Below are 16050 nucleotides of genomic sequence, written 5' to 3' on the forward strand. Positions count from 1 at the left end.
TCTGGGTGGCGCCACGCCCGCCGGCGTGCTTGATTGATTAGTCCGATCACTGCCTGACGATGGGTCAGGCGGCGACCTTTTCCTTCTTCGTTTGGGCAGCGGCGGCCAGTTCGGCCAGCGCACGCTTGTACTCGGTCGGGAACACCTTGACGAACTTGGCGCGCGACGCCGCCCAGTTATCCAGCAGGTAGCGCGCACGCGTGCTGCCGGTGTACTTGAAGTGGCGTTCAATCAAGCCGCGCAGGATGGCTTCGTCGGTCTGGCGTTCGCCACCGCGCTGCAGGCTGTGCCAGATGTCGCGGCCCAGGGTCTGCTCCTGCTCGGTGTCGGACAAGACCTTCTCCAGGCTGACCATCGAGGTATTGCACTTGCCGGCGAAATCGCCCTCCGGGTCATACACGTAGGCGATGCCGCCCGACATGCCGGCAGCGAAGTTGCGGCCGGTGTTACCCAGCACCACCACGGTGCCGCCGGTCATGTATTCGCAACCGTGGTCGCCGGTGCCTTCCACCACCGCGGTGGCGCCGGAGTTACGCACAGCGAAACGCTCGCCGGCCACGCCGTTGATGAAGGCTTCGCCGCTGATGGCGCCGTACAGGACGGTATTGCCGGAGATCATGTTGTCCACCGCACGGCCACGGAACTCGGTGTTGGGACGCACGATGATACGGCCACCCGACAAGCCCTTGCCAACGTAGTCATTGCCTTCGCCGACCAGGTCCAGGGTCACGCCCTTGGCCAGGAAGGCGCCAGCGGACTGGCCTGCGGTACCTTGCAGCTGGATGTGGATGGTGTCGTCCGGCAGACCTTCGTCACCGTAACGCTTGGCCACTTCGCCCGAGAGCATGGCGCCGACGGTGCGGTTGAGGTTCTTGATCGGGGAGATGAAGGACACCTTCTCGCCCTTTTCCAGCGCGGTCTTGGCTTGTGCAATGAGCTTGTGATCCAGCGCCTTGTCCAGGCCGTGGTCTTGGTGGTCGGTGTGGTACACCGGCAGCTTCGACTCGGGCTGATGGAAGATGCGGCTGAAGTCCAGGCCCTTGGCCTTCCAGTGGGCGATGGCCTTGGAACGGTCCAGCAGGTCGGCGCGGCCGATCAGCTCATCGAACTTGCGGATACCCAGTTGCGCCATGATCTGGCGTGCTTCTTCGGCGATGAAGAAGAAGAAGTTGACCACGTGTTCCGGCTTGCCGGAGAACTTGGCGCGCAGCACCGGATCTTGCGTAGCCACGCCCACCGGGCAGGTGTTGAGGTGGCACTTGCGCATCATGATGCAGCCTTCGACCACCAGCGGGGCGGTGGCGAAACCGAATTCGTCCGCGCCCAGCATGGCGCCGATGACGACGTCACGGCCGGTCTTCATCTGGCCGTCAGCCTGCACGCGGATACGGTTACGCAAGCCGTTCAGGACCAGGGTCTGCTGGGTTTCCGCCAGGCCCAGTTCCCACGGGGAACCAGCGTGCTTGATCGAGGACAGCGGCGAGGCACCGGTGCCGCCATCGTGACCGGCGATCACCACGTGATCCGACTTGGCCTTGGCCACGCCGGCAGCGACGGTACCGACACCCACTTCGGAGACCAGCTTGACCGAGATGGAAGCACGCGGGTTGACGTTCTTCAGGTCGTGGATCAGTTGCGCCAGATCCTCGATGGAGTAGATGTCATGGTGCGGCGGCGGCGAGATCAGGCCCACGCCCGGCACCGACACGCGCAGCTTGGCGATGTATTCCGAGACCTTGTGGCCGGGCAGCTGGCCACCTTCGCCAGGCTTGGCGCCCTGGGCCATCTTGATCTGGATCTGGTCGGCCGAGATCAGGTATTCGGCGGAAACGCCGAAACGGCCCGACGCCACCTGCTTGATGCGCGAACGCAGCGAGTCGCCTTCCAGCAGCGGGATATCGACTTCGATATGTTCCTTGCCGATTTCCGACGCCAGGGTCGCACCTTGCTTGATGGGGATGCCCTTCAACTCGTTGCGATAACGGTTGACGTCTTCACCGCCTTCACCGGTGTTGGACTTGCCGCCGATACGGTTCATGGCGATGGCCAGGGTGGCGTGGGCTTCGGTCGAGATCGAGCCCAGCGACATGGCGCCGGTGGCGAAACGCTTGACGATTTCCTTGGCCGGTTCCACCTCATCGATCGAGATCGCCTTGGACGGGTCGATCTTGAACTCGAACAGGCCGCGCAGCGTCATGTGGCGCTTGGACTGGTCGTTGATGATCTGGGCGTATTCCTTGTAGGTGTTGTAGCTGTTCGAACGGGTCGAGTGCTGCAGCTTGGCGATCGCGTCCGGCGTCCACATGTGCTCTTCGCCACGGATACGGAAGGCGTATTCGCCACCGGCGTCCAGTGCGTTGGCCAGCACCGGGTCGGCGCTGAAGGCGGCGGTGTGCAGGCGCAGCGCTTCCTCGGCCACTTCGAACACGCCGATGCCTTCGACGTTGGAGGCGGTACCCTTGAAGTACTTGTCCACCAGCGCCTTGGACAGGCCGATGGCTTCGAAGATCTGCGCGCCGCAGTAGGACATGTAGGTCGAGATGCCCATCTTGGACATGACCTTCAGCAAGCCCTTGCCGACTGCCTTCTGGAAGTTGTAGATGGCCTTTTCCGGCGACAGGTCGCCCGGCAGACCCTTGGCCATGTCGGCCAGGGTGTCCATCGCCAGGTAGGGGTGGATCGCTTCGGCGCCATAACCTGCCAGCAGGGCGAAGTGATGGGTTTCACGGGCCGAGCCGGTTTCCACCACCAGGCCGGTGGAGGTACGCAGCCCCTTGCTGACCAGGTGCTGGTGGATGGCCGAGGTGGCCAGCAGGGCCGGGATCGGCAGTTGCTCGGCATCGACCTTGCGGTCCGAGATGATCAGGATGTTGTGGCCCGACTTGACCGCATCCACGGCCTTGGCGCACAGCGATGCCAAGCGCGCTTCGATGCCTTCCTTGCCCCAGGCGACCGGATAGCAGATGTTCAGTTCGTAGGACTTGAACTTGCCGCCGCTGTGCGCGCTGATGTTGCGCAGCTTGGCGATGTCGTCATAGTCCAGCACCGGCTGCGACACTTCCAGGCGCATCGGCGGGTTGATGTTGTTGGTATCCAGCAGGTTGGGCTTGGGACCGATGAAGGACACCAGCGACATGACCAGCGCTTCGCGGATCGGGTCGATGGGCGGGTTGGTCACCTGTGCGAACAACTGGCGGAAGTAGTTGTAGAGCGGCTTGTTCTTGTTGGACATGACCGCCAGCGGCGAGTCATTGCCCATGGAACCGATGGCTTCCTCGCCACCGCTGGCCATGGGGGCCATCAGGAACTTGACGTCTTCCTGGGTGTAGCCGAAGACCTGCTGCAGGTCCAGCAGCTTCAGGGACGACGAGGGCTGGCGCGGCTCTTCCTTCAACTCATCGAGCTTGACGCGCACCGAGTTGATCCACTGCTTGTAGGGCTTGGCGTTGGCGTAGGTGTCCTTCAGTTCCTTGTCGTCGATGATGCGGCCGGCGTCCAGGTCGATCAGGAACATCTTGCCCGGCTGCAGGCGCCACTTCTGGATGATCTTGGATTCGGGAATGGGCAGCACGCCCGATTCGGAAGCCATCACCACCAGGTCGTCATCGGTGACGATGTAGCGTGCCGGGCGCAGACCGTTACGGTCCAGCGTACCGCCGATGTGACGGCCGTCGGTGAAGGCCAGCGCAGCGGGGCCGTCCCACGGTTCCATCATGGCGGCGTGGTATTCGTAGAAGGCGCGACGGTTGTCGTCCATCGAGGTGTGGTTTTCCCAGGCTTCGGGCACCATCATCATCATCGCCTGCGGCAGCGGATAGCCGGCCATGACCAGCAGTTCCAGTGCGTTGTCGAAGCTGGCGGTGTCGGACTGGCCTTCATAGATCAGCGGGAACAGCTTCTTCAGGTCCGCACCCAGCACGGCCGACTGCATCACGCCTTCGCGGGCGCGCATCCAGTTGAAGTTGCCCTTGACGGTGTTGATTTCACCGTTGTGGGCGATCAGGCGGTACGGGTGGGCCAGCGGCCATTCCGGGAAGGTGTTGGTGGAGAAGCGCTGATGCACCAGGGCCAGGGCCGAGACGCAGCGCTCGTCCTGCAGGTCCTTGTAGTACACGCCGACCTGGTCGGCCAGCAGCAGGCCCTTGTAGACCACGGTGCGGGCCGACATCGAGGGCACGAAGAATTCCTTGCCGTGCAAGAGGTTCAGCGCCTGGATGGCGTGGCCGGAAGACTTGCGGATCACGTAGAGCTTGCGTTCCAGCGCATCGGTGACCATCACGTCCGGGCCGCGGCCGATGAAGATCTGGCGGATGACCGGTTCCTTTTCACGCACAGTCGGGGACATCGGCATGTCGCGGTCCACGGGGACATCGCGCCAGCCCAGCACGATCTGGCCTTCGGCCAGCACCGCGCGCTCGATTTCCTGTTCACAGGCGATGCGGGAAGCGTTTTCCTTGGGCAGGAAGACCATGCCCACGCCGTATTCGCCGGGCGGCGGCAGGTCCACGCCCTGCTTGGTCATCTCTTCACGGTAATACTGGTCAGGGATCTGGATCAGGATACCTGCACCGTCACCCATCAAAGGGTCGGCACCGACTGCACCCCGGTGATCCAGGTTCTTCAGGATCAGCAGGCCCTGGTCCACGATGGAATGGGATTTCTTGCCCTTGATGTGGGCGATGAAACCGACGCCGCAGGCGTCATGTTCATTTGCTGGGTCGTAAAGGCCTTGCGCGTGCATAACGGTACTCCACCACTTTGACAGTAAGGATTTGAAGAATAGTGCACTGCACCCAATAGTTCAATGAAAATAAATGGGGTCGGAGTGTAATTAAATTCCCTAGAATTTTCAGGATTTTTAAATTAGGGACACAGTGAAAGCAAGCGCATCCAAGTATTTGATTCCAAAGGATTATTTCAGGAGCAGCAGTTACTCTTGCTGTTCGGCATCATCCTCGGCGTCAATGTCGGTCACGCCCAATGCTGGCCGGCCGCGCTTGGCCGGACTGACCCGTCGCCGCGTCACGCGCTCCAGGCCATGCTTGAATTCATCCGATCCCAGCGCCCAGCCCTTGAGGGTAGCGTCGGTGATGCGTTGCACCTCGGCCGCCGGCAGGCCTTCTTCGGTGAGCTGGCGATAGGCGATCTCGCGGTCGAAGGGAGTGTTGCCAATCGACCAATACTGCGGGTGATCCGTGATCAAGCCATCCTGCTTGGCCCCGATATGGTGCATGTAGCTGGACCAGGGGTAATCGCCGGGGCTCACGGTCAGCCCGCTGCGCACCGGATTGAGCTCGATGTAGCGGCACACCGGCAAGAGATACAGATCCGGATCGATGACGGTGGCGCGGTAACGCCCCTGCCACAGGGTGCCGCTGCGGCCATGCTTCTGGTTGAAATAGGGAACATAGTGCCGCCCTACCCACTGCATCATCCGTGCCAGGCCCTGATCGTCGCTGGGCGTGGCCAGCAGGTGCAGGTGATCGGGCATGAGCACGTAGGCATGCACGGCCACCTTGAATTGGCGCGCGGCGTCCTTGAGCCAGCCCAGGAAGGCTAGATGATCGTCGGCATCGCGAAACACGATCAGGCCATCATGGCCACGCTGGATGATGTGATGAGGTTGATGAGGGACAACGAGACGGGGAAGGCGGGCCATGACCGATACGCTAGCAACCTGAAGAAAGGAGCGCACATTCTAATGCACTCCGTCCCCAATAAAAGCATCCTGGCACCACCATGCCAATTTGGCATCGGAATAACGAAAAATGTTGAGTGACGATTTGGGAGGCAATCCGGGCGAAAAAAAACCGGCCAGATTGCTCCGGCCGGACAAGCCCCACGTTGAATTGTTGACAAGTACCGATCAGGCGGCGCTGTTTTCCTTCTTCTTGTCCTTGCTCAGCGCCAGGCTGGCGATGATGGAGACCACCAGGATGGCGCCCACGATGGACAGCGACCACACCACCGGCACATGGAACCAGTAGGACGCCAGCATCTTGAAGCCCACGAACAGCAGCACCAGCGCCAGGCCATACTTGAGCAGGTGGAAACGTTCTGCCGAATCAGCCAGCAGGAAGTACAGCGCACGCAGACCCATGATGGCGAACATGTTCGAGGTGAAGACGATGAACGGGTCCTTGGTGATGGCGAAGATGGCCGGAATGCTGTCCACCGCGAAGATGACGTCGGAAATCTCGATGAGCAGCAGCACCAGCATCAGCGGGGTGAAGTAGCGCACGCCATTGACGCGGGTCGTGAATTTCTCGCCGTCGTAGTCATTGCTGATCTTCAGGTGGCCGCGCAGCCAGCGCAGCAACGGGTTGTCGCCGAGGTCCGCTTCCTTGTCGGCGAAGATCAGCATCTTCACGCCGGTAAAGACCAGGAAAGCGCCGAACACGTACAGGATCCAGCTGAACTGCGCGATCATCCAGGCGCCCAGCAGGATCATCACGGCGCGCATCACGATGGCGCCGACCACGCCGTACAGCAGCACGCGGCGCTGCATTTCAGGCGGCACGGCGAAGTAGCTGAAGATCATCAGGAAGACGAAGATGTTGTCCACCGACAGCGCCTTCTCGATCAGGTAGCCGGAGAGGAACTCGGCCCCTTTCTGGTTGGCGAACTCGCGCCCCACGTGGGCATCGAGATACCACCACATCAGGCCAGCGAACACGAAGGCCAGCGACACCCACACCGCCGACCAGCCCAGCGCCTCCCTGGGCGACACACGATGGGCATTGCGGCCGCCCAGGGCGAACATGTCCACCGCCAGCATACCCAGCACGAACAGGATGAAACCAGCCCACATGGGCCAGCTGGCAAAGCTTTCTACGCCATTCACGATTGACCTCTCTTCTTTGTTTTATCTATCCAGCTTGGTGTTGATGGCTTCCGGTGACCTCTTCAATCGAAATCGAAGATCTCGCCCAGGAAACCTTTCTTCTTGCGCTTGGCATCGTAGCCATAGCCACCGTGATGATGGCGCTGCCCGTGATGCTCGCCACGCTCGTAGCCGCCATGTCCGAAGCGCAGCTCCTGCGCAGGCGCTGCCGGACGCTGGGCCGGCGCCGGCGCCGCCGTGGCGGTCGCCGAACGCTCGATGAGCTTATCGAGCTCACCGCGATCGAGCCAGACACCGCGGCATTGCGGGCAATAGTCGATCTCGATGCCCTGGCGTTCCGAGATCAGCAGATGCTGAGAGGTGCAGACGGGACATTTCATCAGGCTTCTCCTCATGTCAGTGGTCATTCCAGCGCCGATGCGACATGCAGCGGACAATGGCGCTACTCTAGGTGAAATCGATACGCATGAAAATTCGAATATTCTGAGATAATCCATCGGAAAAACCGAAGTATCCGATTTGCGCAAAAGGAATCCGATGGCCGGTCTCAACTACAAGCACCTGCACTACTTCTGGACCGTCGCCAAGACCGGCGGCGTGGCGCGCGCCAGCGAGCGGCTGCACCTGACGGCGCAGACCATCAGCGGCCAGCTCAGCCTGTTCGAGGAAAGCCTGGGCTACCCCCTGTTTCGCCGCGTGGGCCGCCGTCTGGAACTCAACGATGAAGGCCGCATGGTGTTCGACTATGCCGAACGCATCTTCAGCATCGGCGAGGAGTTGGAAGAGGCGCTGCGCCTGCGCCCGGGCGGCCGCGCCCTGCAACTGCGGGTGGGGGTGGCCGACGCGGTGCCCAAGGCGATTGCCTACCTGCTGCTGGAAAGCGCCCTGGCCATGCAAGACCCGATCCGCATCATCTGCCGCGAAGGCAAGCTCGACGTGCTGCTGGCCGATCTGGCGCTGCACAAGCTGGACATCATCATCGCCGACAGTCCCATGCCGCCCAATGTCGACGTGCGCGGCTACCACCACCTGCTGGGCGAATGCGACACCAGCTTCTTCGCCACCCCTGAGCTGGCCAGGCGCTACCGCAAGGGTTTCCCCGGCAGCTTCGACGGTGCGCCCTTCCTGATGCCCGGCGAAGACGCGGCCGTGCGCCCGCGCCTGCTGCGCTGGTTCGAGAAGGAAAAGATCCGCCCGCGGATCACCGGCGAATTCGATGACGGCGCCCTGCTGCTGGCCTTCGGCGACGCCGGCGCAGGCATCTTCGCCGCCCCCGCCGCCATTGCGGCGCAGATCCGCAAGCAATACGGGCTGGTGGAGATCGGCCGCACGGAGGCCATCCGCGAACAGTTCTACGCCATCTCGGTGCAGCGCAAGCTGACCCATCCCGCCGTGCTGGCCATCCAGTCGGCCGCGCGCGGCAATCTCATCGTGGGCAGTAGCCGCTGAGCAGCAAAACAGCAGGACAATGGTTGTGCCGTCTGTAACAAATGGCCGGCCGTTTCTTAACAGATACCGTGATCAGACCAGTGTGAGAATGCATTCCCGCACAACAGGACAAGACCCACGCCCTCAAGTTGACAAAACCCTGACGGCAAGCATTGATGCGCCGCAAACCCAGGCGGGAAGCGGGCAAACGAGGAAATGAAAAGCGTCTGGAGAAAAGAAAAACCCCACGTCCATTGCTGTCCGTGGGGTAAATCCCATTCTCGGGGGGGGAGAATGGAGGGGGAACTTCAATATAAGAAAATCAGCGGTCCGAGGCAGCGCTTTTTACAAATGGTTACACCCTGTTCATATCCTGTAGATATGCTGCAAAAAAACTCATATTCGCAACCGCCTCACTGAATCAAATATATCAAACGCTCGCCATAAGTAAAGCACGCAGGGCCAGAAAGGAGGCGCTGTAACGCTCGCGCCGGCTGATCAGGAAGGTGGTGATCCGGCCATCCCGGCCCAGCGAGTGGGTGGCGAAGCCATGGGGCTCCATCTGCATGGCAATCACCGAGCGCGGCACCACGGCCACGCCCGCCCCAGCCGACACGCAGGCCAGGATGGCGTGATACGAGGCCAGCTCCAGCGTACGCGGCAGCTGGCGGCCGGCCCCGTGACCGGCAAACCAGGCCTCGGCATGACGGCGATAGGCACACCCCTGTTCGAAGACGATCAGCGTATCGAGCATCACCTCCTCGGGCGCCCGCACGCGCCGGTGGCTGCGCGGCGTGACCAGCAGCAGTTCTTCCCGGAACAGCGGCGTGGCGTCGAAGGCCGGATCGCTCACCGGCCCGGCCACCAGCGCCGCATCGAGCTTGCAGGCGCGCACCTGGGCCATGAGCACGTCAGTGGGCGCGGTGGACAGTTCCAGCCGCACCTCCGGCCAGCGCTGGTGGAACTCGGCCAGCGGCCCCGGCAGACGGCTGGCGGCAGCGCTCTCCATGGAACCGATACGCAGACGTCCGCGCGGACTTTGCGGAGCGACGGCCTGCCTGGCCTCCTGGGCCAGGTCGAGGATGCGTTCAGCATAGTCCAGCAGCGCCTCGCCGGCAGCGGTCAGCACCATGCGGCGGCGATCCCGCACGAACAGCGGCACCCCCATCGATTGCTCCAGTTGCTTGATGCGCGTGGTCACATTGGATTGCACCCGGTTGAGCCGCTCGGCCGCGCGGGTGACCCCGCCCTCGGCGACCACGGTACGAAAGATCTCCAGTTCGGCCAGTTCCATATCTATCTCCAATAAAGATGGATTCATCCTTATTATTCATTTTTTCGAATGAATGAAACACGATAGCATAGTCGCTCATTGTTCATACCCACCTCGCCATGCACCAGTCTTCCACCGCCCCAGCCTCTTCCTTGCCGCGCTCGCCGGCGCAGCGCAACCGCCTGTCCTGGAAGGTCTGCCTGGCCGGCATGGTGGCCTTGTCGGTGGCGATGGGGATCGGGCGTTTCGCCTTCACGCCCTTGCTGCCGCTGATGCTGCACGAAGGCAGCCTGAACCTGCAGATGGGTGGCTGGCTGGCCACGGCCAACTACCTGGGCTATTTCGTCGGCGCCATGGCCTGTGCGGTGCATCGCAGCAAGCGCGGCGTGCGCATGCTGCGCATCGGCCTGGTGGCCACCATCCTGCTCACGCTGGGCATGGGCCTGCTGCAATGGAACTGGCTGTGGCTGCTGATGCGCTTCCTCTCGGGCGTGGCCAGCGCCTACGTCTTCGTCTACACCGCAGGCTGGTGCCTGCATCAGCTCACGCAATTGCAGCGTCCCGAGCTGGGCGGCGTGATCTTCTGCGGTCCCGGCCTGGGCATTGCGCTCACGGGCCTGCTGACCGGACCGATGATCTCGGCCGGCTGGGTGGCCGCAGGCGGCTGGATTGCCTACGGCATCATCGCCTTGGGACTGACCGCCCTGGTCTGGCAGACCTTCCGCTTCGACGCCGGGCAGGGACAGGCCAGCGCCGCGACGACCACCACCGATGCCAGCGCACAGGAGTCCCCCCGACAGAAACGGGAAGTCACCGTGCAAGTCATTGCTTATGGCATCGCCGGCTTCGGCTACATCATCACCGCCACCTTCCTGCCGGTGATCGCGCGCCAGGCGCTGCCGGGTTCGGCCTGGCCCGACTACTTCTGGCCCATCTTCGGGCTATCGGTGGCCGCCGGCGCCTTCAGCGCCACCCGTTTTTCGGTCCACACCGACCAGCGCCTGCTGCTCACGGCGGCCTACCTGATGCAGGCGGCCGGCGTGCTGCTCTCCATCCTCTTCCCCAACGCCTGGGGCTTTGCACTGAGTTGCCTGCTGCTGGGGCTGCCCTTCACGGCCATCACCCTGTTCGGCATGCGGGAGGCGCGTCGCCTGCGCCGCGAACAGGCCAGCAGCCTGATGGCGCTGATGACCGCCGCCTACGGCATCGGCCAGATCGCCGGCCCGCCGCTGGCCACTTCGCTGGTCCATGCGAGCGGCTCCTTCACGCCTTCGCTGTGCGTGGCGGCCATCACCCTGATCATCGGCGCCGCGCTCTACTATCGGCTCACTCGCACCCACCGCCTGCCCATCCACTGAATCCTGCGTCCACCAACAAATAACGCCCGCCACCCCGATGGGGTGCGGGCGTCAGTTACCGTCAGCGACCACTAAGAAGCAGAGCGTCAGCGGAAGGCCGGCTCGGCGAAGCTACGCAACTTACGGCTGTGGACCTGCTCGATGCCATTGTTGCGCAACAGCTCCAGCGCGCGGATACCGATCTGCAAGTGCTGCGCCACGCGCTGCTCGTAGAAGGTATTGGCCATGCCGGGCAGCTTGATCTCGCCATGCAGCGGCTTGTCCGACACGCACAGCAAGGTGCCATAGGGAACGCGGAAGCGGAAGCCGTTGGCCGCCACCGTCGCGCTCTCCATGTCCAGCGCAATGGCGCGACTCTGCGAGAAGCGCAACAACGGCGTGCGATGGTCGCGCAGTTCCCAGTTGCGATCATCCACCGAGGCCACGGTGCCGGTACGCATGATGCGCTTCAACTCATAGCCATCCAGCCGAGTGATGCTGGCCACGGCGTCCTGCAAGGCCAGCTGCACTTCGGCCAGCGCCGGGATCGGCACCCATAGCGGCAAGTCGTCGTCCAGCACATGGTCATCGCGCACATAGGCATGCGCCAGCACGTAGTCGCCCATGCGCTGCGAGGCCGACAGACCGGCGCAGTGGCCCAGCATCAGCCAGCCGTGCGGACGCAGCACCGCCACGTGGTCGGTGACCGTCTTTGCATTGGAGGGGCCCACACCGATATTGACCAAGGTGATGCCGCTGCCATCGGCCCGCTGCAGGTGATAGGCCGGCATCTGCGGCTGGCGCGCCGGCGCCACGCCGGAAGCGGCGCGGGTCTCGGCGCCTTCCTGATTGGCGCTCCAGGTGGTGACATTGCCGGGCTCGACAAAGGCGGTGTACTGGCGGCGATAGGCCAGCTCGTCCGGATCGTCGGTGGGCTCCATCAGGCGGCGGCCCAGGCGCACGAACTCATCGACGTAGAAGGCATAGTTGGTGAAGAGCACGTATCGCTGGAACTGATCCGGCGAGGTCGCCGTGTAATGGCGCAGCCGATGCAGTGAATAATCGATGCGCGGCCCCGTGAACAGCGCCAGCGGATGCGGCCCTTCGCGCCAGGCGCCGTTGTCCACCTCATAGGTCCCGTTGGCGATGCGGTCATCCATGGTGGCCAGGTCGGGCAGGTCGAAATGATCCGGCAGCGTGCGCAGGTGTTCAGGGTCCAGGCTGCCCTCGACGTGGATGCCCTCGGGGAAGGCGAAATGCACTGGGATGGGCATGTCGCTCACGCCCACCTCCAGCGGCACTTCATGGTTCTGCAAGATCAGGCGGAACTGCGCCAGCAGGTATTGATGGAACAGCTTGGGACGCGTCAACGTGGTCTGGTAGCAGCCAGGGCCGGCAACGAAGCCGAAGGACTGCCGGGTATCGGTATGGGTGGACTTTTCGGTCGTGATGCGGACGAAGGGATAGCAGGCCCGCACCCGCTGCTGATCCATGGGCTGTCCGCTGGAGAACTGGCGGAAGGCATCGCGCAGGATGGCCGTGTTGTGCTCGTAGATCTCCAGCACGCGCGCATAGGCGGCGTCGGGGTCGGTAAATTTTTCGGTGGCAAACATCATGATTCTCCATCATCGCCGCGCGCCGTACCCGGTGTGGCGTGCGCTGGCACGGCGCGGCCGGTCGTGGCCGGTCATTCATCGGAATTGCTGTGCGCAGCACCATCTTACCCGAGAGTGCAACTTCTCCGGCAGTGCAAGACCAGGGTCGCAGGGGAGCACAGGGGAGCGCCGTCAGCCCCCCGTCAGTTGCGAGTCAGACAGCATCGGCACGCTCTGCAATGGTGCCGCAAAGGCTCATCGAGGTGCAGGCAATCCCGCTCCCGGTGCAGCTTTCTCATCCCCTAAAAAAACCTTTGATCCTCACGCGAGCCAGTGCTATCGTGTGGGCGCTGCGCCGTGGAACGGCTCATCCATCCAGGGCAATAGCGGATCAGACCGGCTGGCGCAGTCCATAAAACAATATCCAATCCACAGTCAGAGGCACACATGCTCATCAGAAAAATCTTCCAACCCTTCCTGGTCCTGCTCTGCCTGGTCGCCGCCGCGGCCGCGCAAGCGCAAAACCTGCCCAACGTGGTGATCCTGGCCACCGGCGGCACCATCGCCGGCACCGGCGCGACCACCACCACCACGGTCGGCTACACCGCCGCCAAGGTCGGCGTGGACGCCCTGATCGCCGCCGTTCCCGAGCTCAAGAAGGTCGCCAACGTGCGCGGCGAGCAGGTCATGCAGATCGCCAGCGAGAACATGAACAACGACGCCTGGCTCAAGCTGGGCAAGCGCGTCAACACCCTGCTGGCGCAGAGCGACGTGGACGGCATCGTGATCACCCACGGCACCGACACCATCGAAGAAACCGCCTACTTCCTGGACCTGGTGGTCAAGAGCAAGAAGCCGGTGGTGATCGTGGGCGCGATGCGTCCCTCCACCGCCATCAGCGCTGACGGCCCGATCAACCTGTACAACGCCGTGCTGCTGGCCGGCTCCAAGGAAGCCATCGGCAAGGGCGTGCTGGTGACCCTGAACGACCAGATCAATGCTGGCCGCGAAGTGACCAAGACCAACACCTCCACCCTGGATACCTTCAAGACGCCTGAACTGGGCTTCCTGGGCTACATCCAGGGCAGCAAGCCGTACTTCTATCGCCAGTCCACCCGCAAGAACACCGTCGACACCCCGTTCGACATCATGAACCTGGACAAGCTGCCGCAAGTGGACATCGTCTACGGCTACGCCAACATGAACCCGATCGCACTGAACGCCTTCGTGGCCGCTGGCGCACAGGGCATCATCCACGCCGGCGTGGGCGATGGCAGCCTGAACAACACCGTGGTGCCGTCGCTGACCGAAGCCCGCAAGAAGGGCGTCGTGATCGTGCGTTCCAGCCGCGTGGGCCAAGGCATCGTGGCGCGCAATGGCGAAGCTGACGACGACAAGCTGGACTTCGTCGTCTCCGACACCCTCAACGCCCAGAAGGCCCGCATCCTGCTGATGCTGGCCCTGACCAAGACCACCGACACCAAGGAAATCCAGAAGATGTTCTGGGAGTACTGATCCGGCCAGGCGCTGCGCGCGCCTGACGCATCACCTTGCTGGTCCCGGCCCGCTGCCTGTGCAGCGGGCTTTTTATTGGGCGGCGCCTGGGGACAGCTCGGGGGGAGGCCGGGTGGAACCAAGCTCGTCCACGTTCACTCTGTAGAGTTCACTGGAATCCACCAGCGACCAGCGTCAACTTATCCGGCCACCCCGGCGCGCACGACCACAGGAGAACATGATGACCAGCCGCCGCCGCTTCCTCTGCGCCACGGGCGCCACTGCCACCGCTGCCGCCCTGTCCGCCCTGGGCCTGCCGTCCGGCGCACTGGCCGCGCAGGGCATAGAGACCAGCGCACCCCAGCCCTTTTCATTCGCGCAATTGATCGAACGCGCCCGCCAGATGGCAAGCACGCCCTACCAGCCAGCAGCCGCCGCGCCGGCCGCCATCCTCGACCGCATCGACTACGACGCCCACGGCAAGATACGCTTCAAGCCCGACAGGGCCGCCTTCGCCACAGGACCAGGCCCCTTCCCGCTGACCTTCTTCCACCTCGGCAAATTCTTCCGCGTCCCGGTGCGCATGTTCCTGCTGGAGGGAGCGGGCGACGCCACCGCACCGACCCAGGCGCGCGAGCTGCGCTACCGCGACGACTACTTCGACATGCCCGCCGACAGTCCCGCCCACGCCCTGCCGCCCGGCAGCGGCTTTGCCGGTTTCCGCTTCCAGGAAAGCCGGCTGGGCGACCAGCAGGTCAAGGACTGGCGCAAGAACGACTGGGTGGCCTTCCTGGGAGCCTCGTATTTCCGCGCCATCGGCGACCTCTACCAATACGGCCTGTCCGCGCGCGGCGTGGCCATCGACGTGGCCGTGGCCGGCAAGAGCGAGGAATTCCCCGACTTCACCCAGTTCTTCTTTGAGCCTGGCGCGCCCGGCAGCGATACCGTAGTGGTCTATGCCCTGCTGGACGGCCCCAGCATCACCGGCGCCTACCGCTTCGCCATGCAGCGCGGCCAGGGCGTGACGATGGAGATCGACAAGCAGCTGTTCCTGCGCCGCGACGTGGAACGACTGGGGCTGGCCCCGGCCACCTCCATGTACTGGTATTCGGAAACGGTGAAAGGCACCGGCGTGGACTGGCGGCCGGAAGTGCATGATTCCGACGGCCTGGCCATCTGGAACGGCGCAGGCGAACACCTGTGGCGACCGCTCAACAACCCGCCGCGCACGATCGCCTCGAGCTTCGCCGACCGCCAGCCGCGCGGCTTCGGACTGATGCAGCGCGACCGCGACTTCGACCATTACCTCGACGGCGTCCACTATGAGCGCCGCCCCAGCCTCTGGGTAGAGCCATTGGGAGATTGGGGCGAAGGCCAGGTGCAACTGATCGAATTGCGCACCGACGATGAGATCCACGACAACATCGTCGCCATGTGGGTGCCCAAGGCTGCCGCCCGGGCCGGGGACCGATATCAGCTGCGCTACCGCCTGCACTGGCAGAGCGAGACGCCCTTCCCCAGCGCACTGGCGCGCTGCGTAGCCACGCGGCTGGGACGCGGCGGCCAGCCGGGACAGCCGCGCCCGCCGCAGGTGCGCAAGTTCATGGTCGAGTTCAAGGGGCCGCCGCTGCAAGCCCTGCCTTTCGGGGTAAAGCCCGAGGCCGTCATCAGCGCCTCGCGCGGCAGCATTTCCTATGTCTATACGGAAGCCCTGCCCAACGGCGTGCCCGGCCACTGGCGCGCGCAGTTCGATCTCACCGCAGAAGGAGAAGAGCCTGTTGAGCTGCGGCTGTTCCTGCGCCACCAGGGGCAAGCGCTGAGCGAGACCTGGCTGTTCCAGTACCATCCCTTCATTGCGCGCGAGGTGTATTGAGGGTGTGGAAGCGCTTGAAAGATTTTTTTACCTGCCCTCGAAAAAATGTTTGTACTTTTTAGAAAAGCTCCTTATAATCTCGTTCTTTCGCGGCTGTAGCTCAGCTGGATAGAGTACTTGGCTACGAACCAAGGGGTCGTGGGTTCGATTCCTGCCAGCCGCACCATATGTAGTAAAAAAAGGGTCCATCGCAAGATGGGCCCTTT

The 16050-nt window shown here is 63.2% G+C and carries 10 protein-coding genes and 1 tRNA gene; 5 read left to right on the forward strand and 6 right to left on the reverse strand.

Features of this window, described 5'->3' with window-relative positions; all coding sequences use genetic code 11:
- Positions 1-64: 64 nt before the first annotated feature.
- From ACP92_RS19545 to ACP92_RS19560, 4 genes are all read right to left on the reverse strand, one after another.
- A complete protein-coding gene (locus tag ACP92_RS19545; protein ID WP_013235856.1) occupies positions 65-4741 on the reverse strand; it encodes a glutamate synthase-related protein in 4677 nt (1558 codons plus the stop codon).
- Between the two features lie 189 nt (positions 4742-4930).
- Complete coding sequence (locus ACP92_RS19550) at positions 4931-5659, reverse strand: transposase (protein WP_013235857.1); 729 nt, start codon at positions 5657-5659, stop codon at positions 4931-4933.
- Between the two features lie 207 nt (positions 5660-5866).
- Positions 5867-6844: a TerC family protein gene (locus ACP92_RS19555; RefSeq protein WP_041311212.1), complete on the reverse strand. Its 978-nt coding sequence runs from the start codon at positions 6842-6844 to the stop codon at positions 5867-5869.
- 62 nt (positions 6845-6906) lie between these two features.
- The gene (locus ACP92_RS19560) at positions 6907-7224 is read right to left on the reverse strand and encodes a TFIIB-type zinc ribbon-containing protein (protein WP_013235859.1); all 318 of its coding nucleotides are present in this window, start codon (positions 7222-7224) and stop codon (positions 6907-6909) included.
- A 157-nt stretch (positions 7225-7381) separates the two neighbouring features.
- Here ACP92_RS19560 and nhaR point away from each other — a divergent pair, with 157 nt between their 5' ends.
- Positions 7382-8293: a transcriptional activator NhaR gene (gene nhaR, locus ACP92_RS19565; protein ID WP_013235860.1), complete on the forward strand. Its 912-nt coding sequence runs from the start codon at positions 7382-7384 to the stop codon at positions 8291-8293.
- A gap of 409 nt (positions 8294-8702) precedes the next feature.
- Here the strand turns inward: nhaR and ACP92_RS19570 are convergent, their stop codons facing one another.
- Positions 8703-9566, reverse strand: coding sequence for a LysR substrate-binding domain-containing protein (locus ACP92_RS19570; protein WP_041311213.1), 864 nt, complete (start codon positions 9564-9566; stop codon positions 8703-8705).
- 98 nt (positions 9567-9664) lie between these two features.
- On the opposite strand from ACP92_RS19570, the gene ACP92_RS19575 reads away from it, so the two are divergent.
- Positions 9665-10903: a YbfB/YjiJ family MFS transporter gene (locus ACP92_RS19575; protein WP_013235862.1), complete on the forward strand. Its 1239-nt coding sequence runs from the start codon at positions 9665-9667 to the stop codon at positions 10901-10903.
- Positions 10904-10989: 86 nt separating this feature from the next.
- On the opposite strand, the gene ACP92_RS19580 is transcribed toward ACP92_RS19575, so the two are convergent.
- On the reverse strand, positions 10990-12495 hold the full coding sequence (locus ACP92_RS19580) for an AMP nucleosidase (RefSeq protein WP_041311214.1): 1506 nt from the start codon (positions 12493-12495) through the stop codon (positions 10990-10992).
- Positions 12496-12924: 429 nt separating this feature from the next.
- Here ACP92_RS19580 and ACP92_RS19585 point away from each other — a divergent pair, with 429 nt between their 5' ends.
- The 3 genes from ACP92_RS19585 (at position 12925) to ACP92_RS19595 (ending at position 16010) form a co-directional block, all read left to right on the forward strand.
- Positions 12925-13992: a type II asparaginase gene (locus tag ACP92_RS19585; protein WP_139972075.1), complete on the forward strand. Its 1068-nt coding sequence runs from the start codon at positions 12925-12927 to the stop codon at positions 13990-13992.
- Positions 13993-14212: 220 nt separating this feature from the next.
- A complete protein-coding gene (locus tag ACP92_RS19590) occupies positions 14213-15844 on the forward strand; it encodes an OpgD/OpgG family glucan biosynthesis protein (protein ID WP_041311216.1) in 1632 nt (543 codons plus the stop codon).
- 89 nt (positions 15845-15933) lie between these two features.
- Positions 15934-16010, forward strand: a tRNA-Arg gene (locus tag ACP92_RS19595).
- Positions 16011-16050 lie beyond the last annotated feature (40 nt).

It is taken from the genome of Herbaspirillum seropedicae, from assembly GCF_001040945.1.
Lineage (GTDB): Bacteria > Pseudomonadota > Gammaproteobacteria > Burkholderiales > Burkholderiaceae_D > Herbaspirillum > Herbaspirillum seropedicae.

Bases quoted from the DNA above. Each gene is read 5' to 3' on its own strand.
- ACP92_RS19545 (WP_013235856.1), bottom strand. From the start codon at position 4,741: ATGCACGCGCAAGGCCTTTACGACCCAGCAAATGAACATGACGCCTGC.
- ACP92_RS19550 (WP_013235857.1), bottom strand. From the start codon at position 5,659: ATGGCCCGCCTTCCCCGTCTCGTTGTCCCTCATCAACCTCATCACATC.
- ACP92_RS19560 (WP_013235859.1), bottom strand. From the start codon at position 7,224: ATGAAATGTCCCGTCTGCACCTCTCAGCATCTGCTGATCTCGGAACGC.
- nhaR (WP_013235860.1), top strand. From the start codon at position 7,382: ATGGCCGGTCTCAACTACAAGCACCTGCACTACTTCTGGACCGTCGCC.
- ACP92_RS19570 (WP_041311213.1), bottom strand. From the start codon at position 9,566: ATGGAACTGGCCGAACTGGAGATCTTTCGTACCGTGGTCGCCGAGGGC.
- ACP92_RS19575 (WP_013235862.1), top strand. From the start codon at position 9,665: ATGCACCAGTCTTCCACCGCCCCAGCCTCTTCCTTGCCGCGCTCGCCG.
- ACP92_RS19580 (WP_041311214.1), bottom strand. From the start codon at position 12,495: ATGTTTGCCACCGAAAAATTTACCGACCCCGACGCCGCCTATGCGCGC.
- ACP92_RS19585 (WP_139972075.1), top strand. From the start codon at position 12,925: ATGCTCATCAGAAAAATCTTCCAACCCTTCCTGGTCCTGCTCTGCCTG.
- ACP92_RS19590 (WP_041311216.1), top strand. From the start codon at position 14,213: ATGACCAGCCGCCGCCGCTTCCTCTGCGCCACGGGCGCCACTGCCACC.